This window comes from Phycisphaerae bacterium, assembly GCA_017999985.1.
Lineage (GTDB): Bacteria > Planctomycetota > Phycisphaerae > UBA1845 > Fen-1342 > JAGNKU01.
Genome location: JAGNKU010000001.1, coordinates 692,664 through 712,169, shown reverse-complemented (window position 1 = coordinate 712,169; position 19,506 = coordinate 692,664). Strand labels below are relative to the sequence as shown.

15 protein-coding genes are annotated in these 19,506 nt (G+C 68.8%); 8 read left to right on the top strand and 7 right to left on the bottom strand.

Annotated elements, in window-relative coordinates; translation table 11 throughout:
• Nucleotide 1: 1 nt before the first annotated feature.
• Complete coding sequence (locus tag KA383_02850) at nt 2-1,336, top strand: hypothetical protein (protein MBP7745043.1); 1,335 nt, start codon at nt 2-4, stop codon at nt 1,334-1,336.
• The gene (locus KA383_02845) at nt 1,333-2,538 is read left to right on the top strand and encodes a hypothetical protein (protein MBP7745042.1); all 1,206 of its coding nucleotides are present in this window, start codon (nt 1,333-1,335) and stop codon (nt 2,536-2,538) included. The genes KA383_02850 and KA383_02845 overlap by 4 nt, the downstream gene beginning before the upstream one ends.
• A 63-nt stretch (nt 2,539-2,601) precedes the next feature.
• Here KA383_02845 and KA383_02840 read toward each other — a convergent pair whose 3' ends face one another.
• The 7 genes from KA383_02840 to KA383_02810 all read right to left on the bottom strand — a co-directional run bounded on the left by KA383_02840 (nt 2,602) and on the right by KA383_02810 (nt 10,850).
• A complete protein-coding gene (locus KA383_02840) occupies nt 2,602-3,243 on the bottom strand; it encodes a CatB-related O-acetyltransferase (GenBank protein ID MBP7745041.1) in 642 nt (213 codons plus the stop codon).
• Between the two features lie 26 nt (nt 3,244-3,269).
• Entirely contained in the window at nt 3,270-4,445 is a 1,176-nt protein-coding gene (locus KA383_02835; GenBank protein MBP7745040.1) for a 4Fe-4S binding protein, read from the bottom strand.
• 15 nt (nt 4,446-4,460) lie between these two features.
• Nucleotides 4,461-6,722: a CPBP family intramembrane metalloprotease gene (locus tag KA383_02830; GenBank protein ID MBP7745039.1), complete on the bottom strand. Its 2,262-nt coding sequence runs from the start codon at nt 6,720-6,722 to the stop codon at nt 4,461-4,463.
• 88 nt (nt 6,723-6,810) lie between these two features.
• The gene (locus KA383_02825; GenBank protein MBP7745038.1) at nt 6,811-7,581 is read right to left on the bottom strand and encodes an ABC transporter ATP-binding protein; all 771 of its coding nucleotides are present in this window, start codon (nt 7,579-7,581) and stop codon (nt 6,811-6,813) included.
• A 245-nt stretch (nt 7,582-7,826) separates the two neighbouring features.
• Nucleotides 7,827-8,291 (bottom strand): MarR family transcriptional regulator, encoded by a 465-nt coding sequence (locus tag KA383_02820; protein ID MBP7745037.1) that lies wholly within the window; start codon nt 8,289-8,291, stop codon nt 7,827-7,829.
• A gap of 135 nt (nt 8,292-8,426) precedes the next feature.
• On the bottom strand, nt 8,427-10,289 hold the full coding sequence (locus KA383_02815) for a chloride channel protein (protein ID MBP7745036.1): 1,863 nt from the start codon (nt 10,287-10,289) through the stop codon (nt 8,427-8,429).
• Between the two features lie 57 nt (nt 10,290-10,346).
• On the bottom strand, nt 10,347-10,850 hold the full coding sequence (locus KA383_02810) for a toxin-antitoxin system YwqK family antitoxin (GenBank protein MBP7745035.1): 504 nt from the start codon (nt 10,848-10,850) through the stop codon (nt 10,347-10,349).
• 287 nt (nt 10,851-11,137) lie between these two features.
• Between KA383_02810 and KA383_02805 the strand changes: the two genes are divergently transcribed.
• The 6 genes from KA383_02805 (at nt 11,138) to KA383_02780 (ending at nt 19,498) form a co-directional block, all read left to right on the top strand.
• Nucleotides 11,138-13,600 (top strand): thrombospondin type 3 repeat-containing protein, encoded by a 2,463-nt coding sequence (locus KA383_02805; protein MBP7745034.1) that lies wholly within the window; start codon nt 11,138-11,140, stop codon nt 13,598-13,600.
• Entirely contained in the window at nt 13,597-14,631 is a 1,035-nt protein-coding gene (locus KA383_02800; GenBank protein ID MBP7745033.1) for a hydrogenase small subunit, read from the top strand. The genes KA383_02805 and KA383_02800 overlap by 4 nt, the downstream gene beginning before the upstream one ends.
• A gap of 3 nt (nt 14,632-14,634) precedes the next feature.
• Nucleotides 14,635-16,047 (top strand): nickel-dependent hydrogenase large subunit, encoded by a 1,413-nt coding sequence (locus tag KA383_02795; GenBank protein ID MBP7745032.1) that lies wholly within the window; start codon nt 14,635-14,637, stop codon nt 16,045-16,047.
• A 1-nt stretch (nt 16,048) separates the two neighbouring features.
• Nucleotides 16,049-16,585, top strand: a complete 537-nt coding sequence (locus tag KA383_02790) for a hydrogenase maturation protease (protein ID MBP7745031.1) — start codon at nt 16,049-16,051, stop codon at nt 16,583-16,585.
• A gap of 14 nt (nt 16,586-16,599) precedes the next feature.
• Nucleotides 16,600-17,364 carry a hypothetical protein gene (locus KA383_02785; GenBank protein ID MBP7745030.1) on the top strand — a complete coding sequence of 255 codons (765 nt, stop codon included), beginning with the start codon at nt 16,600-16,602 and terminating at the stop codon, nt 17,362-17,364.
• 133 nt (nt 17,365-17,497) lie between these two features.
• Nucleotides 17,498-19,498 carry an NPCBM/NEW2 domain-containing protein gene (locus tag KA383_02780; protein MBP7745029.1) on the top strand — a complete coding sequence of 667 codons (2,001 nt, stop codon included), beginning with the start codon at nt 17,498-17,500 and terminating at the stop codon, nt 19,496-19,498.
• The last annotated feature ends 8 nt before the right edge of the window (nt 19,499-19,506 follow it).

Here is a 19,506-nt window from a genome sequence, read left to right as displayed (position 1 = left end):
CATGGTGTCGCTGACCCGGGTTGAAAAACACGCCGTGCCGCGCGCCGCGCGCGGTGCCGTTGTGTTGCTGGTGGCGCTGAGCGTCTGGCCGGCGGCGGCGCAGCCGGCCGCGCCCACTGCGGAGCAGCAGAACGAGCTGGAACTGATCGCGCTCGCGCGGGCGCGCACCGCGCTGCTGGAGCGCATCAGCGCGCTGCCGGTTGCGCAGGGCGTCACGCTTGGCGACCGGGTGCTGCGCGATGTCGAACTCGATCGGGCTTTGCGTCTGTGGGGGCGTACCCGTCCGCGGGAAGGCAATGCCCGCCACTATTCCGACGCGGTCTGCGAGGTCGACGTGCGCGCGCTGCCGGCCGACCTGCTGGAGGAGCTGCTCCGCCTGCGCGCCGAATACCCCGCGGCCTTTCCGGACGAGCTCGATGCCGCGCAGCTCAAGCGCGCGGCGCGCGACTGGCCGATCCTGTGGGCCACGGGCCGCGCGGCGCTAGACCGGGTCACCCGCGCCGGCCCCACCCGCGGCTGGGAGGACGTCAGCGCCGCGGGCGCGGAGCTGGCCCGGGCCGCCGCCACCGCCGATGCCTTTGGCGCGCTGCTGGCCGAGGCCGGGCGCCTGAAGGTCACCAGCGCCCGCCGCCTGCGCGAGTTCCTCGACTCGTCGCCGGAGGTGCGCGCCGCGGTGCAGGCCGAGCTGCAGCGGGCCGCCCGGGCCAAGGCGGATTTCGCGGCCGACCAGGTCGCGGTCGTCGAGGTCCGCATCGACCTGCGCGAGCTGCTGCGCATCCTGACGCGCGTCCACCAGGAGCACTATCGCGGCCAGGATTTCGCGGCCGCCGACTTCCGGCAGATGACGCTGCTGGCCGGGCGCGACGAGCTGGTCGCGACGGGCCTGGCGGCGCCGCCCAGCGCGACCGGTGGGCGCGGCCGCTACGAGCCGATCGAGTTCAACGCCCCGGCCTGGGCGGCCACCTCGCTCAGCGCCGTCGGCCGCTATGAGCCCGCGGCGGACGAGCCCGCCGACGCGGCCGCGCAGGCCGCTGCCGCCCGCCTCGACGGCATCGACCAACTGAACCGCCAGGTCGCGGCGCTGGTCATTCAGCCGCCTGTCACGCTGGCCGAGTACCTCGGCTATCACCAGGACCTGAAGGACGACGTGGCGCTGTTTCTCAGCGGGGCCCGCGTCGTCGGCGCACCCGAGACCACCAGCAACGGCAGCGTGGAGGTGCGCGTCGAATTGCCGCTGCGACGCTTGTGGGAGATCGTGCGGCGGAACATGAAGCTGGAAGAGGTGGAGCTGCCGGCCAGCGCGCCGGCCGCGCCCGCGGAAAGGACGACCCCATGAGAGCGGTGATTCTCGCGCTGCTGTTCGCGAGCGGCACGCCCCTGCTGGCCCAGGAGCCCGTCGCGCCGCCGCCCGCCGCCGATCCGGCGCCGCCGCCGGCCGACGCCAAGACGGTCAAAGTCACCGCCGAGGGGTACAACCGGGACGACGCGCTCAAGCAGGCGCTGCGCAAGGCGCTGGAGCAGGGGGCGGGCGTGCAGCTCGCCGGTTACTCGCAGGTCGAGAACTTCGCGCTGGTGCGCGACACGATTTACAGCCGGGCCGCGGGCATCGTCCGCGATTACCGCATCCTGCAGGAAGGCGAGATCGCGGGTGGTCTGTGGGCGGTGACGATCGAGGCGACCGTGCGGCCCAGTGCCGTGGCCGAAATGTGGGGCGAAGTGCAGAACGTGCTCGATCAGCTTGGCCGGCCCAAGCTCATGGTCTGGATCGACGAGCGCATCGACGGGCAGTACGAGCCCCATTCGATCGTCGAGAGCCGCATCGAGGAGATGTTCGTGAAAGCCGGGTTCGACCTGGTTTCGCGCGAGGCCGTCGAAGACATCCGGCGGCGCGAGGCGGCGGAAGCACAGGATGAGAGGAACGCGACGAAGCTCGCACGGCTGGCGAAGGACGCCGGGGCGCACATCCTGATCCGCGGATCGGCGAATGCGGACCGGGCGGGAATCGAGAATCTGTACGGTACGCCGGCAGCGTTCTACAACTGCGACGTGCAGGCGAAGGTGTATTACACCGACAGCGGGCGGCTGCTCACGAGCGAGTCGATGCCGGTGACACGGCGCGGGGCGCGTTCGCGGCACGAGTTCAGCCCGCAGGCGGCGCGGGCCGCGCTGGTGGCGGCGACGTTTCCGCGCTCCGAGCAACGGCGCGAGCCAGCGCTGGCGATCAAGCTGTTCGAGGCCGTGATGGAACAGTGGGCGACGCAGCTCACGGCCGGTGGCGACATCGAGCTCGAGGTCGAGGGGTTGGACTTCAAGACCTTCGTCGAGCTGAAGAAGGCGCTGACCGGGCTGGCGCCGGAGCGCATCCGCGCGGTCGAGGGCGATTTCACGAAGGGCGCGGGGCAGTTCCGCATCAAGGCCCTGATGTCGGCGCAGACGCTGGCGGAGCTACTGACCGAAAAGCCCTTTGCGGAATGGCTCGAGGTCGTCGATCTGAAACCGAATCGGATCCAGGCCAAAGCCGTCGTGAAGAAAAGCTGAGCGCGCCAGGCAGAACTCCCCTCCCTTGCAGGGAGGGGGCAGTGGAAGGAGTGTGGATCGCACTCACACGGCGTTCCGCAAACGGGCGAGGTCCGTGCCGCAGATCGCCGCGAGATTGCGCGTGATCTTGGCCGCGTCCCAGTCCCACCAGCGAATCTCCTCCAAGGCGGCGATGGTGGCCTCGTCGAAGCGGGCGCGAATGGTCCGCGCCGGGTTGCCGCCGACGATGTGGTACGGCGGCACGTCCCGCGTCACCACCGCGCGCGACGCCACGATCGCCCCGTCGCCGATCCGTACGCCCGGCATGACCAGGCAGTCATAGCCCAGCCACACATCGTTGCCGACCACCGTGTCGCCCCGGCTCGGAAACGCGAAGTCCGGCGGCAGGTCCGCCTCCCAGCCGTGGCCGAAGATCGAGAACGGGTAGCTCGAGAAGCCGGCGATCGCGTGGTTCCCGCCGTTCATGATGAACGTCGCGCCGGTCGCGACCGCGCAGAATTTCCCGATGATCAACCGATCGCCGATGAAGTCGAAGTGATACAGGACATTCGCTTCGAAGTTGGCCACTCCGGCTGGGTCATCGTAGTACGTGTAGTCACCGACGATGATGTTCGGCCGGGTCACGTGGTTCTTAAGGTACGCAAGCCGCGGGTGCTCAGGGATCGGGAACGGGTCGTGTGGGTCGGGCCCGCGTGGAATGGGCACGTGTGCAACCCTCCGCGCGCCGCGCGCTATGGCTCTGCCAGCGGATCGTAGCCTTCAATCCGGTACGCCGAAAACGTCCACGCGCCCGCGGCCAGGTCGTAATACGGCTCGGTGATCGCGCGCTTGATGCCCTGCTCGTTGGTCCGCGTCGGGTCGTACACGAGCCGCACGTCCGCCATCCCCGGCTGGGGCCACGCCTCGACCCGCAGGTAGCCGCGGACGCTGTACTCGTCGTCGCGGCGCAGGTAGGCCACGAACTGCTCGCTGCTGTGTCGGCAATTCACACCCTGCACGCGCAGCCGCAACGACGCCGTCTGCGCCGGCGCCTCACCGATGGTCTCGATGAACGACGGCAGCGGGAAGGCGTAAGTCGCCGCGACCGCCCCGCCGATACAGAGCAGGAGCACGCCGATGACCACAGCCTGCGGCCAATGCCCGCCGATAAAGCGCGGCGGCCCCCAGGTGAGCGCCCCGCCGGCCCTCTTCGGGCACGCAGCGACGCATTCCAGGCACGAGGTGCAGCGCGCGGCCGTCACCTCCGCAACCTTGTCGACGGGGATCGCCATCGGGCACGCGCGCCGGCACAGGCCGCAATCAATGCACGTCTCACCGCTGCGCCGCACGCGCGCCAGGCCGATCCGCGAGAACGGCGTGAACACCGCCGCCAGCGGGCACAACCAGCGGCAGAACGGCACGATGATCGCGAGCGACAACAGCACGAGCGCTCCGCTCACGACATAGGCCCACATGGTGATGTCCGTCCCGTGCCGGCTGATCAGGACGTAGCACGGGTCGTACCCGCGAAAGACCAGCTCGCCGATCGTCCACGTGAAGTACACGATCACGCCGAGCACGACGTACTTCAGCAGGGCCAGCCCGCGGTCCAGGTGATAAGGCACCTGCCACGCGCGCAGCCCGCAGCGCCGTGCCAGCGCCTGCAGCCATTCGGAAATGGTCCCGATTGGGCAGGCATACCCGCAGAACGCGCGCCGCATCAGCAGCGTCAGCACGAGCAGGCCGCCCAGCACGTAGAAGTTCGACACGCCCAGCGAGCAGATCAGGTTGCCCGCCGACGCGTACGTGTAGAGCGCCTCGACGCCCCCGAACGGGCACCAGCGTTCGGCGTGCCCGCCCACGGCGAACACCCCGACCAGCGTCAGGACGAGGAAACCCAGTTGCAGCAGGCGGCGTGTGATTCGCATGGGCCTATCGTAAGGTCAGCGCGGCTCCGGGCTGCCCAAGCCCTCATCTTGGCGTGTTCTGGCGGCGCTTTCCAGTGCGATTTCCCGGGCAGGTGCGTACAGACACAGCACCACGCCGATCGCCGTCAGCACGCCCGCCCCGACGACCCACGGTAGCGGCGGCATGCCATCCGCACCCACGGCGAAACCCAGGCGGTCAAGCAGCGGCTGGAGCGCATCCGCGCGCCCGCTCAGGCCCGAGATGGCGTTGTGCAGAAAGTGGGCCACGATCGCCGGCCACAGGGACCGGTAGCGCAGCACCAGCAGGCCGAACACGATGCCCAGGGCGCTCGTCACGATCAGGCGGTGCACGCTGTGGTGGTTGATGCCGAACGCCACGCCCACCACCAGCACAGCGGTGACGGGGCCGAGCCCGCCGCGCAGACCGCTGAGCACGTAGCCGCGGAAGAGGCACTCTTCGCAGATCGCCGGGATCAGCGCCAGGAATACGATCATCACGAGCGGGTGCATGTCGCCGAGCAGTGCGACCATCTGTTCGTACGCCTGCTCCATCTCAACCGGCATGGTCAGCCAGGTCTGCTGGAACGCAAACCACGCCTGCGCCAGCACCCAGGTGGACAGCCCGAAGCACAGCGCCGCGACCAGGGACATCAGCGGCGGCGCGTGCCACGCGAACGCCGGCGCGATCCGCACGCGCATGTAGGCCGCGGCGACCAGCGGAAACGCGAGAAACAGCGTGACGATGATCGCGGCCAGCCCGATCCAGAACCACATCGTGCCCGCGATGCCGGGCGCGGTGAGCAGTTGCTGCTGCGCGAAGAAGTTGGCCGAGAACACGACCGCGAGCACCAGGAAGGCCTGGGACGTGGTCGGCCGCGTGCTGGGCTTAAAGAACCGGCGCTTGAAGATCGTCTTGATCGAGCCGCTGTCCGCGAACAGCACGGCTTCCTGGCCAAACAGCTTCGCTGCGACCGCCACCGCCGCCCCGGCGTACAGCGTCGTCGAGAGCGTGACCCAGACAATCGCGAACACGTCGAACCGCCCCATGAACAGGTCGCGCGTCAGAATGACGATGTTCGTCACCGGCATGATCAGCAGCGGGCCGCTCAGCCGCGTGCCGGGGAGAATGCCCACCACGGCGGGGATCATGGCCGCAACCATCACCGGCATCACGTAGTTCTGGGCTTCCTTGAAGCTTCGGGCGAAGCTGCACACCGCCAGCAGGGCGGCGCTGAACATCACCGCCAGCGGGATCAGCACCAGCAGCACCCACGGCAGCGCGCCAAGCGGGATCACGACCGTGCCGCCTTGGCTCAGCAGCTTGCCCAGCCCGCCGAGGTAGATCGTCCCGCCGATCGACAGCAGGTTCAGCGCGGCGCTGAGCATGGCGATCAGCGCCACCACGACGAACTTGCCGGCGATCAGGTCGACGGTGGGCACCGGCGCGACCATCAGCGTTTCGAGCGTGCCGCGCTCGCGTTCGCCGGCCGTCAGGTCGATCGCGGGGTAGATCGCGCCGGTGATCGTCATGATGACCAGGATCAGTGGCACGATCTGGCCGAGTATCGAGCCGCCCACTTTTTCGGGCGACGCAATCGGCGCCTGCCGCACTTCCAGCGGGCGGATGAACGCCGGCTCGAGGTTGGCCCGCTTCAGCCGCTGTCCCAGCAGGTAGTCGCCGGCGCGCTGCAGGATCGCTTCCAACCCGGACGTGGCGATCTGGCTGCGGATGTCGGTCTGGTCCAGCATCAGCGTGAACGTGGCCGACCCGGTACTCTCCCGGTTGGGCAGCTCGGCCGGCACCAGCACGGCCACATGCACCGTGCCCGCTGCGACCAGCGCCGCCAGCTCCGCCTGGTGCGGAACCACGAGGATGTCGTAGGGCGGCGGTTGCTCGCGGACGTCGGCCCGCGCGGCCTCGGCGGCGGACTGGTCGCGCGGCGCGGGGCGCGTCTCCGGCTCGCCCTTCAGCTCCCCGCGCTTGTCCATCGCGACCAGTTCCTCCGCCGGGCGGCTCTCGGCCAGCGGCCGGCGGGCCGGGTCGCTGTCGATCAACTGCCGCAGCCAGGCCCGCGCCGCTTCGGACGTGACCGCGACCTTGTACTCCTCCTGCTTCAGCCGGCTGACCTGCAGCTCGAAGCCCTGCAGCGAGCCCAGCATCATCGCCGGGTACAGCACCATCGGCACCAGGATCATCGCGATCAGCGTGCGCCGATCACGGAGCGTGTCGATCAGCTCCTTGCGCCAGATCGTGTTGATGCGGGAAAAACGAATCATTGTTCACGCCGGTACAGGGCCGTTTCGCAGCGCACCCTAGACCCCATCGCGCGGGCCCACAGGGTCACCTTGTTACCTCGCTACCTGGTCACGTCTTCACGTGCGCCGCGGCGCCAAACACCGATTCCTGCGCGCCGACCAGGTGCAGGAACACCTCGCTCAGCCGCTGCTGCCCGGTGCGCTGCCGCAACACGTCGAGCTCGCCCTCGGCGATCAACTGGCCGTTGTGGATCAGCCCCATCCGGCGGCACATCTTGTCGATCTCGTCCAGCGCGTGCGTGGACAGCAGTACCGCCTTGCCCGCGTCCGCCTGCGTCTGGATGAACTCGAGGATCAGCCGGTTGCTCAGCACGTCCAGACCGAGTGTCGGCTCGTCCAGCACGAGGATCGGCGGATCGGCGATCAGCGCGCGGGCAATGTTCGTGCGCTGCTTCTGACCCGTGGACAGCGCGCCGCAGCGCAGGTTTACATACTCCCCCATGTTCAGCCACGCCACCAGCTCCGCAATCCGCCGGTCCGCCACCCCGCGCGGGATGTTGTACAGCGTCGCGAAGTACTCCAGCATCTCGCGCGGCGTCAGCCGGGCGTACAAGCCAGTGTTGGCGGTCAGATAGCCGATGTGCCGCTTCACCCGCTCGGGCTGGCCGGTGACCTCCTCGTCACGGATCCAAACCCGCCCCGCCGTCGGCCGCAGCAGGCCGCTGATCATCCGCAGCGTCGTGGTCTTGCCGGCGCCGTTCGGCCCCAGCAGACCATAGATCTCCCCGGGCTGCACCGCGAAACTGATGTGATCGACGGCGGTCTTCTCCGTCCCGTCCGGATTCGGGAAGACTTTCGTCAATCCTTCGACTCGGATCATGCGTGCTTCCGGTTGCGCCGCGGCCACGCCCGGGCCGGTCCTGATACTATCGGGCGCCCCGGCCGCCCGCTTGGACGCCGGCCGCGCCCGATCCGGCGAACAGCCTACCGCAAGCGACGCCGGCACGCGATGAACGTCCGAAAATCTTCCGCCGCATCGCTCCCGTGCGGGGCGGCAGCCAGCGGAGGACCGGGATGCCGGGCGTTACACCCCCGCGTATTCCTCCGGCCGACCGGGGGGAAGGGTCACAGCTGCTCGGGGCCGGTCACCAGTTGCGGCGTCGCCGGCAGGTCCTCGGCGTCCATCATCGCCGCGATCCGCTGCAGCGTCGCGAGGATCATCGTCTGTTCCCACGGTTGCAGGCGGGCCAGCGCGGTCGAGAAGCGCTCTTGGAGCAGCGGCGGAGCGGTCGCCAGCAGCCGCCGGCCCTCGTCCGTGATGCCGATGTCCACGGTGCGGCGATCAGTCCCGCTGCGGGTCCGCGTAATGAGCTTCCGCCGCTCCAGCCGGTCGAGAATCCCCGTCATGGTGGGCTGGCTGAGCTGCATGGCGCGCGCCACCTCGCTTGCCGACACGACGCCGCCCCGCGCAATTTCATGCAGCGCGGCGAGTTGTGGACCCGTCAGGCCGTGCTCATCCATCAGCCGGTGCGAGTGCAGATCGATCGCACGGATGATCCGCCGCAACGCGATGAGGATGCTGCGGTTCATCGCCTCATTGTCAGCCGCGCTGCCCACGGGGGGCCTCCTGGAGCGTGTGCCTTGTCCTATCTTAGGCCACGATGCAGCTCCGCTCAACGGCGGCGGCCGTGGCGGAGGGTGTCCCGCGCGCAAGCCGCGTGCCGGTCATGCACTCGCTGACGGTTTCAGGCTCTGGTAGTAACGGTTCATTACCGCCCCGCGCGTGATCAATTCGCGCACCTGCCCCGGATGATCGGGGTCGACTACCGGCAACGCGTGCATCGGTTGTCCGGCGAACTTGGCCAGCACCTGGTCCAGGGTTTCGTCCAGTTGCACCGTGGGCAGGTCCGCGCGCATAACGTCCGAGACGGTCAGCAGGGGCAGCGCCTCCGCCTCGAGCAGCATGATCCGCAGGTCGTCACCGAGCACCATGCCTTCGAGACGTCCTTCCTCGTCCAGCACGACGAAGTCCTGTGCGGCCGTCGTCCGCATCAATGCCAACAGCCGGTCCACGGGATCGTGGGCCCGGACCTGGGGAGCCGGTATGCGCGGCGCGTCGCGCACCGCAATCCGCTGCAGCAGCCGCGCTTCCGCCGTCCCCAGACGCACGCCGCGGCGCAACAGCTTGAGCGTGTAGATCGAGGCCGGCTCGAGCTTCTGTGCGACGGCCAGGCCGGCCACCGTGGCAAGCATGATCGGCACAATGACCTTGTAGTCGCGGGTGAGCTCGAAGATCATCAATGTGGCGGTGAGCGGTGCATGAATGGACGATGCCACCACGGCCGCCATGCCGACCAGCGCGTACGCCCCCGGGCTCGCCCCCGGAAACCAGCCCGTCATCTGCAGGAGCAGGCCGAACGCGCCGCCGGTGGTCGCGCCAATGAACAGGCTCGGGGCGAACACGCCGCCGCTCCCGCCGCTGCCCAGCGTCAGCCCCGTCGCCACGAGCTTGCCGACGAGCAACAGCAGCAGCACGTTCAGCGTCCAGCCGGGCGCGCCGGAGCCGGGCCGCGGATACGCACCGGGCTCCAGCGATTGTGCAATGATCGGGTAACCGTTGCCCATTACGGCCGGGCGCGGCACCGCGGCGGACGTCGCCGGCAGGTGCCGAGCCGTGAGCTGCTGGGTGCCCAGCGCCACCCAGCCGAGCAGCAGTGCTCCGAGCACCGGCCGTACCACGCGGTGCACGGGAACCTTGCGGAACAGGTCCTCCGACAGGTACAGCAACCGGACAAACGCAACAGCGACCAGACCGCATAACAGGCCAAGCACGGCGTAATTGCCAATCTCGCTGACCGTGAACTGATACACGGGCTCGGCGCTGAAGAACTCGTGCGGCACCGGGAAGATCGGATCGCTGTGCCCGCGCACCGCCTGCGTGACCGTGCTGCTGATGACCGCGCTGATGATGATCGGCACGAAATTGCGGAGCGAAACGTCCCGCAGCAGGACCTCAATCGCGAACAGCACCCCGGCGATGGGCGCGTGGAAGATCGCCGCGATGCCGGCCGCCGCCCCGCAACCGATCAGCACTCGCAGATCATTCAAGCTCATTTGCAGCCACTGGCCAAAACCGCTGCCGATTGCCGCCCCAATCTGGATGATCGGACCTTCCGTGCCCGCCGAGCCGCCGGAGCCGATCGTCAGCGCCGACGCCACCGCTTTGGCCCCGGCGACCCGCGGGCGAATACGCCCGCCACGCCGCGCCATCGCGTCCATGACCTCGGGTACCCCGTGGCCCTCCGCTTCCGGGGCAAACTTGAATGTGATCAGGCCGACCAGGAGCGCCCCGCCCATCGGCAGCAGCGGCAACAGCCACTCGTAGACCCCGCGGGCCGCCAGGCCACCGCCGCACCAGTCGAAGCAGATGCGCTGCACCCAGTCAATTAAGGCGGAAAACCCCATCGCCCCCACGCCGGTCGTCAGGCCTACGAGAATGGCCAGGGTCGTCAGCAAGCGGTCCGGATTGGCCCACAGCCGGCTGACCAGGCGCAGACCACTCTGCACGCGCCGTCGTATGCTGTCCACCCGTGTGCGCCGGCGTGACATCCCGTTTGCGTCCCGAGGCTACGGTTCGCCCCGCTCCTACTGCGGCACGCCGTGATCGAAGCGCTGCTGGGCTTTGACCTGGCCCTTGGCGTCCCAGGTGGTCCAGACGCCGTCGGGCTGGTCGTCGACGAAGTGCTCTTCCTTGCGGAGCGTGCCGTTCTCGTCCCAGGTGTACCGGGCGCCGTGGCGCTTGCCGAGGGCGTAACGCTCTTCGATGCGCTTCTGGCCGTTGCGATGCCAGCTCGTGGCGACGCCGTCGTTCTGGCCCCGCACAAAAACGCCTTCGTATTCCTTCTGGCCGTTGTCGTACCACGTCAAGTAGACGCCGTGGTTCACCTGCGTCCCGTCCGCCAGCGTCAGCACCTGTCTGCGCACCCGGAGTTGGCCGTTTGGCCAGCGCTCCTCGACGATCTCCGGCTTCTCCGCGCCCGCAGTCACCTGTGGCTGTGGCGCGCCAGGCGTAGCGCGGCAACCCACCGCCGCCCCCACGAGCAGAACGGCACCCGCCAACGTCACAACCAGCCGGGTTCGGGCCAGCATTGTGTCACTCCTTACAGGACCGGGCCGCGCGCCCGGCGCGCCGCCCGTGGCCATTGTCGCCGCCCGTCGCCGCTGGTGCCAGCCACCCGATACCGGAGGTTCCGGCGGTTGATATATAACTGTCTGCAATTTAACGAGATAACATTATCTGCTTGACTTGTCTGCGGCGGCCCGAGTGTAATGGGTTTGTGCCAGCGCGCCGGGGACCTCCCCGAGCGCCGCCCAATCCTCGCGGAAAGAAGTTGGGTGTGCGCCGGACACCGTGCGCCGTGACCGAGGTGCAGTGCATGTTCTCACGCCGGCCGAGTCCCGCGCGCCGCCGCGCGTTCGTCGTGTTCACGTTCCTCACGGCCGCCGGTTGGCTGTCCGCCATACCCCCGGCCCGCGCCGCCGACCGCACCGTCCTCTGCGAGGAGTTCACCAACATCTGGTGCTTCGGCTGCGCCTACGCCGGCCCGGCCTTGAGTATGCTCAGCGACGTCTACCCAGACTCGCTCGCCTACATCCAGTACCACGTTCACTTCGACGGCTACGAAACGGAGTGGGGCAACGCGCGCTTCGCGCTGTTCAATGGCGAGTACACGCCCACCACCGTCTTCGATGGCAGCGATCGCACTGTCGGCGCCGTGCCGGATGTCGATCAGGAATACACGATCTACCGCACCAATCACTTCCTGCCCGAACGCGCCATCCCCACCGATGTCACGCTGACGCTCGGCGCGATATACCTCGGCGGCCAGAGCTACCGGGTTGTCGCCACGGTCGGCATCGAGGCCGGCGGCACCGCCAAGACGATGCACCTCTACATGGTCCAGGTTCTCGACCACTGGCCGCCGGAGCAGCTTTACCATCGCAACACGTTCAAGCAGGCCGCGCCGACGGTGGCCGTCACGCTCGCGCCTGGTCAAGCGCAGGTGATTGAGCAGGACTTCACCTTCGACGCGGATAGCTGGGCCAGCCCCCAGGACATCAAGATCATCGCGTGGGCGCAGCCCCCCAGCACCACATTCCCCTTCCTGGTCCATCAGGCCGCTACCCGCGTCTGGCCGCTGATTTCCTACCCCGGCGACGGGGACGGCGACGGCCACCTCGACGGCGCCGACAACTGCCCCGCGCGCCACAATCCCGACCAGGCGGACGCCGACGGCGACGGCATCGGCGACGTGTGCGACAACTGCGCGACGGCTGCCAACAGCAGTCAGGCCGACGGTGACGAGGACAGCTTCGGCGACGCCTGCGACAACTGCCTGACTCTGCACAGCCCCCACCAGGACGAGAGCGACGGCGACGGGCTTGGCAATCCCTGTGACTCGTGCCCGGAAGTCCCCGCCCCCGCTGGCGTCGATGCATTCGGCCGCTCGCTCGGCTGCCTTGACCTCGACTGCGACGTCGATGAGGCGGATGTAACGCTGTTCATAAGCTGCTTCGGCGGGCCGGATGCCACCGTGCCGCCCGCCTGCACGCCGGCGAACTTCGGGCGCGCCGACCTGACCGGTGACGGCGACGCGGACCTCGCGGACTTCACGATCCTCCAGCACAACTTCACGGGCCCGTTGATCAGCCCGCCGCTCTACGTCGGTGCGGATGCCTGCCTCGCCTGCCACGCCGATATTCACACCGACTGGGCCATGACCATTCACGCCACGGCCTTCAACACGTTGCTCGAGGTCGGTTCGGGTGACGATTACCTGTGCTTCCCGTGCCACGCGGTCGGCTATGGCAAGGCCAGCGGCTTCATCGACCTCGCCACCACGCCGCACCTCGCGAACGTGCAGTGTGAAAACTGTCACGGCCCGGGCAGCAACCACGTCTCGGACCCGAACAATGTTCCACTCGAGGTCAACCTGGACTCCGACAGTTGCGGTGCGTGCCACCAGTCCTGCCACGGGCTGTGCGGCGATAATCACCACCCGCAGCATGAGCAGTGGCTCGAGTCCAAGCACTCCGTGGCGCTCCAGTTGATCCAGTGGGAGCCGGGCACCACCGACGAATGCCTCCAGTGCCACTCGACCGAGTACCGCCTCGCGCCCGAGGGCGAAAAGCCCACCCTCTGGGAGGTGTTCTACGACATCGAGTGCGCAGCGTGTCACCGGGCGCACGGAAGCCCCAATGTCGGGCAGCTACGCCTGCCGCCGCACCAGTTGTGCGCCGACTGCCACACGATGGGCGGCGCGGTGCCCGGCGAGGAGCCCCAGCAGCCGCAGGCCGAAACGCTGCACTCCACCGGCGGCTATCGGCTCAACGGCACGCCGCTGACGGGCCCGTACTCGACGCACTGGTGGGGCGTGCCCCTAGAGTGCGTCCAATGCCACGTGCATTTCGAGCCGGCCGCGGGTCCGGGCCTGCCGATGAACAGCGGCCACACGTTCCGGCACAACCTGCGGGCATGTGAGCCGTGCCACTCCGAGACGACGGCCACGCTCCTGGTCGACCTGCTCCATGAGGAGTTCGACGTCCGGCTCGGCGACATCGCCCGCCGCTTCGATCCGGCCGATCCGCTGTACGTCGATCCCGATGCGCTGGGTCCGGGTCAACTGCAGCAGTACCGGCGGGCCCAGTTTGACTACCAGATGGTCGTCGCCGATCGCTCGACCGGTGCACACGCCCCCGCGTATGCCCGGGCGCTGCTGAGCGAGGCGGAGACGTTCTTTGGCATTCCGCCCTGGGAACTGCGCCGGCCGCCGGACTGGTTGAACCGGCGCAGCGCGATTCCCCTGGTTGAGCTGCCGCGTGGAGAGGTGCAGCGATGACGATCGGTCGCCGTGATTTTCTGAAGCTGGCCGCGGCCGCGGTGGCCGCGGGCCGCCTCGCGCCCGCCGCCCTTGCGAAGCTGGCGGCGGCGCTCGCGCAGCGGGACGCGCCGCGTGTCATCTGGCTGCAAGGGGCCGGGTGTGATGGCTGCGCGGTCTCGTTCCTGAACAGCGTCCACTTCGCGACCGCGAACGATCTGCTGGCGAACACGCTGAACGTGCAGTTCCAGAACAATGTGATGGCCGCGGCCGGCGACCTGGCCGTCTCGGCCGCCCAGGCCGCGGGCGCCCAGCCCGGCTACATCCTCATCGTCGAGGGCGCGATTCCGACCGGCGCCGCCGGCAAGTACTGCCTGCTGTGGCCGGGCATGACGATGGCCGCGGGCGTGCAGACCTTTGCCGCCAACGCCGCCTACATCGTCGCGCTGGGCTCATGTGCCGCGTTTGGCGGAGCTTCATCCGGGGCGCCGAACCCCACGCAGGCGAAGGGCGTCGGGCAGTTCCTCGGCAGCGACCCGCGCCTGATCAACATCCCCGGCTGCCCCGCGCACCCGGACTGGCTCGTGGGCACGCTGGTGTATCTCATGACCAACGGCCGCGTGCCACCCCTCGACGCACACCGCCGCCCCCTCGAGTACTTCGGCAAGCGCATCCACGACAACTGCTTCAAGCGGCACAAGCTCTGCGGCACCACGCATTTCGCCCAGGAGCTCGGCGAGGAAGGTTGCATGGAGCACCTCGGCTGCAAGGGCAAGAAGACCTACTCCGACTGCCCCCTGCGCAAATGGAACAGCGGCGGGGCGGGTCAGTACGGCGTGAACTGGTGCGTCGGCGCGCATAGCCCCTGCCTCGGTTGCGTGCAGCCGAATTTTCCCGATGGCATGTCGCCATTCTACGTCTTCTCGCCGACGCCCAGGCACCAGGAAGAGCTCGGTGAGACGGAAGAAGCCAGCCCGCCGCCCCCGCCGCGTGCCGGCGGACAGCGCCGGCGCCGGGTGCTGCGCACGACAGATCCGGGCAGGAGTGCCTAGCCCATGCCAACCACCATCAACATCGACCCGGTTACGCGTATCGAAGGCCATCTCGGCGTCGAGGTCACCGTCGACACCGTTGGCGGCCAGCCCCAGGTTGTCAGTGCCCGCTGCGCCGGCACGATGTTCCGCGGCTTCGAGATCATCCTCCTCGGGCGCGATCCGCGTGACGCCGCCCCCTATACACAGCGCATCTGCGGCGTGTGCCCCGTGCCGCACGGCCTCGCCGCGTGCCTGGCGCTCGACAGCGCGTTCGGCGTGACCGCGCCGGACAACGGGCGCCTGCTGCGCAACCTCGTGCTTGGGGCGAACTTCATTGATTCGCACCTGCTGCACTTCTACCACCTCTCGGTCCTGGATTTCGTCAATACTATCGGCCTGCTCGACCAGGCCCCCTGGATGCCGCGCTACGTCGCGCCCGACATGGCCACCGGCGCCACCGCGGCCACGCTCGTCGAGCATTACCTGGCCGCGTTTGCCATCCGGCGGAAAGCGCACCAGGCCGGCGCGCTATTCGGCGGCAAGTTGCCCTGCATCGGCTCATTCGTCGTCGGCGGCTGCACCGAGCAGGTCACGGCCGAGAAGGTCGCGCAGTTCCGCAGCCTGCTCGATGAGATCCGCGCGTTCGTCGACAACGTGTACCTCGCGGACGCGAACACGCTCGCCAGCCTGTTCCCGGCCTACTACCAGCTCGGCCAGGGCCCGGGCAACCTGCTCTCGTTCGGCGTGTTCGAGCTGAACGCCAGCGGGAGCAGTAAGCTCTTTGCGCCCGGGCGCTACACGGGCGGTGCGCCCGCAGCCCTCGATCCCGCGCAAATCGCCGAGCAGGTGACCTACGCGTGGTACACGCCAGCGTCCGGCAATCTGCATCCCGCCCAGGGCGTCACTGAGCCCGATGCCGACAAGCCCGGCGCGTACTCGTGGTCGAAGGCCCCGCGCTATGCCAATCAACCCTACGAGCTGGGCCCGCTGGCGCGCATGTGGATCAACAACGACTACAACCACGGCATCTCGGCCATGGACCGGATCATGGCCCGCGCCCTGGAAACGAAGAAGATCGCCGACGCGATGGACGACTGGCTCGACCAGTTGGTCCCCGGCGCACCGACCATCACGCCGAGTGCGATCCCGGCCCAGGCGACGTCCGCCGGCCTGACGGAGGCGCCGCGCGGCGCGCTGGGCCACTGGCTGAGCATCGAGAACTCGGTCATCAGCCGCTACCAAGTGGTCACCCCGACCAACTGGAACGCCGCGCCGCGCGATCACCTCGACCAGCCCGGCCCGCTCGAAGCCGCCCTGGTGGGCGTGCCCGTCGCGGACGCGAACCAGCCGGTCGAGGTTCTGCGGATCGTCCACTCGTTCGATCCGTGCCTGGCTTGCTCGGTGCATTTGCTGCGACCACGCGCGACGGACTGATATGCTAACTGGACGCACGCCCAACCTGGCCGACGGAGCGCCCCGGCCCTGCCCGACACTGGTGCTCGGGCTGGGCAACCTGCTGCTCCGCGACGAGGGCGTGGGTGTCCGCGTGGTGCAGGCGCTGGAACGCACTCGCCTGCCGCCTGGCGTCGAGGTGGTCGACGGGGCCACCGCCGGCCTGACCCTGGTCGACACGCTCGTCGGCCGGCGCAAGGTGATCGTCATCGACGCGTTCGCCGGTCACCACCCGCCGGGGACGGTGTCGCGCCTGCTGCCGGCGGACCTCGCCCCGTGCCCGGCGCGTGGGGTATCGCTGCACGAGGTGGGTTTCCTCGAAGCCCTGGCGGCCACGCGGCACCTCGGCGCTGCCCCGGAAGAAGTGGTTATCTTCGGCGTGCAGCCGCAGAACGTGGCTTGCGGCCTGGAGCTGTCGGCCGAGGTCGCGCAATGCGTGCCCGAAGTCGTCGAACTGGTTTTGGCTGAAGTGCGCCCGGCGGCGCCGGCTGCCCCGGCGTCCCCCGCGCCGAACGCCTGAACGGAAGTGCGCTTATGAACCGCTTGAGTTGTGCGACCGCGTTGTGTCTCCCGCTGCTGACGGCCGCGACCGCCGTGGCTTTTGAGCCAGCCTGGGGCGGCAATTGCCTGAGCTGCCACGGCGTGCTCCAGTCCGACGTGCTCCAGGTGGCCAACTGGAACATAGTGGCCGACCCCGACGAGAGTGCCACTGGAGCACCCGATCGCGGGCCGCTGAAGGTCTTCCGGGGCTACCCGGGTACGACGCGCCCCCTGACGGCCCAACTCGCGGCGCTGCTCCCCAACGACACGTACGCCATCCAGCTCAAGCGCCTCCGCTTCGCCGGCGTCGAAACCGGCGGCACGCTGGCGTACGGCGCGGATTGCGACTGGCCGGAGTGGGGCGAGTCCGCCCCGTACTACACGCAGCCCGCCGTCTCCTTTCGCTGGGAGACGGGCCCCGCCGCGTTCAGCTACGCGCTCGAGATTCGCCCCGGCGCCGCCCTCGACTACTACGACCTCGTTTTCGCCGTGGCCGGAAAGTTCGGCGACACGGCCGACCTGTTCTACGCCGAAGAGCACTTCTACCTGCAGGTCATCGCGCACCTGCCGGGCGATCTGAACTGCGACGGCACCGTCGGCTTCGCGGACATCAACCCGTTCATTCTGCTCCTGAGCAACCCGGCGCAGTACCAGGCGCTGTTCCCCGGCTGTCCGACCGCCAACGGCGACATCGATGGGGACGGTCAGGTCAACTTCGGTGACATCAATCCCTTCGTGAACCTGCTGGCCGGCGGTTGAGCAACGTCGCCCGGCGGACTGGTTCACACGAACCCGGTGGTGTTAAGATCGCGGCTGCTCGGCGGCCAAACACGCGACCGAGCGTCTGGGTGATCAGTCTGAACGCAATGACCCGCAAACGAGGGAGTATGTGATGATCTCTACCTGTGCTGCCCGGTTCATGGCGCCGGCGCGAGCGCGCCTGCTTCTGTTTCCGCTGCTACTGCTGGTCGTGGCCGGTTGCGCCGCACCGCAGCGCGTCTCCCTTGGCGACCTCCCGCTGGTGACGTCGATTCAGCAGGGCTGGGGCCGCGTGCAGGTGGACCGCTCCGTGGAGGAACGCCCGCTCACTATCGCGGGCCGCACGTTCCAGCGCGGCGTCGGCACCCACGCCCACTCCGTGCTGCACCTCGCGCTCGACGGCCGCGTCGAACGCTTCACCGCCCACGTCGGCGTCGACGATGAGACCGCCGGCAAGGGCTCCGTGCGCTTCAAGGTTTACAGCGACCAGCGCCGCCTCTTCGACAGCGGCGTCATCAGCGGCGGCCAGCCGGCGCGCCCGGTCGATGTCCCGCTGACCGGCGTCCGGCATCTCATCCTGCTGGTGGAGGCCGCGGACGACGGCATCGACTATGACCACGCGAATTGGGCCGACGCCACGTTCCATTGCCGTGGCGCAGCGCCCCAGCCGGTCCCCGTCCCGGTCGAGGAGCCGGTGGTGCTCACGCCACGCCCCGGACCGGCCCCGCAGCTCAACAGCGCGCTCGCCTACGGCGCGGGTCCCGGCCGCCCGTTTCTGTACCGGATTCCCGCCACCGGCGAGCGCCCGATGACTTTCGCCGTGGACAACCTGCCGGCGTCGCTGCAACTGGACGCCGCGACCGGCATTATCACCGGCACGACGCCGACCGCGCGCGGCGAGTACGCACTGACACTGCGCGCGGTCAACGCCCACGGACGCGCCGAGCGGGCCTTCCAGCTCGTCGTCGGCGACACGCTCGCGCTCACGCCGCCGATGGGCTGGAACAGTTGGTACATCTACTATGACCACGTGACCGACGCGGCCATGCGCGCCGCGGCGGATGCGCTCATTTCGAGCGGGATGGCCGACTTCGGCTACTCATACGTGAACATTGACGACTGCTGGGCCGTGCTGCCAGGCAGCTCCAATCCCGAATTGGGTGGTGAACCGCGCGACGCCGCGGGCAACATCCGCACGAACGCGCGGTTTCCCGACATGCGCGCCCTCACCGACTACATCCACAGCTTGGGCCTCAAGGCCGGCATCTACACGTCGCCCGGCCCCACCACCTGCGCCGGCTACACCGGCAGTGGCGGCCACGAGGAGCAGGACGCGCGGCAGTTCGCCGCGTGGGGCTTCGACTTCCTCAAGTACGACTGGTGCTCGTACGGCCCGCGGGATCTGAGTCGCCCGCGCGAGTACTTCACGGCCCCGTATCAGCAGATGGGCGACATCCTGAAGACGCTCGACCGCGACGTGATCTACAACCTCTGCCAGTACGGCATGGCCAACGTGTGGGAATGGGGCGCGGCGGTGGGCGGCCATTGCTGGCGGACGACCGATGACCTTGGTAACGAGGGCGGCGCGCTGTCGCGCGGCATCTACCTGGTCGGCCTGGCCACGACGAAACTCGATGACTGGGCCAAGCCCGGCGCTTGGAACGACCCCGACTACATTCTGATCGGCATGATCGGCGGCGACGGCTCCAGCCGCCCGACGACGCTGACGCCCAACGAGCAGTACACGCACATGTCGCTGTGGTGCCTGCTGGCGGCCCCGCTAATCTTCAGCGGCGACCCGACGCAGCTCGACCCGTTCACCGTGAACGTGCTGTGCAACGCCGAGGTCATCGCCGTCGATCAGGATCCGCTCGGCCGCGCCGGCCGGGTCGTCCAGCGCGACGACGAGCGACTGATCATGGCCAAGCCGCTGGTGGACGGCTCCGTCGCGGTCGGCCTGTTCAACCTCGCCGAAGTGCCGCAGGAGATCGGCGTGAGCTGGAAGGAGCTGGGCATTGCCCGCCCGCGGCAGGTCCGCGACCTCTGGCGGCAGCAGGACCTGCCCGTCGACCGCGGCCAGCTCAAGGCCGCGGTGCCGCGCCACGGCGTGTTCATGGCGCGCTGCGTGCCGTGAGAATCAGC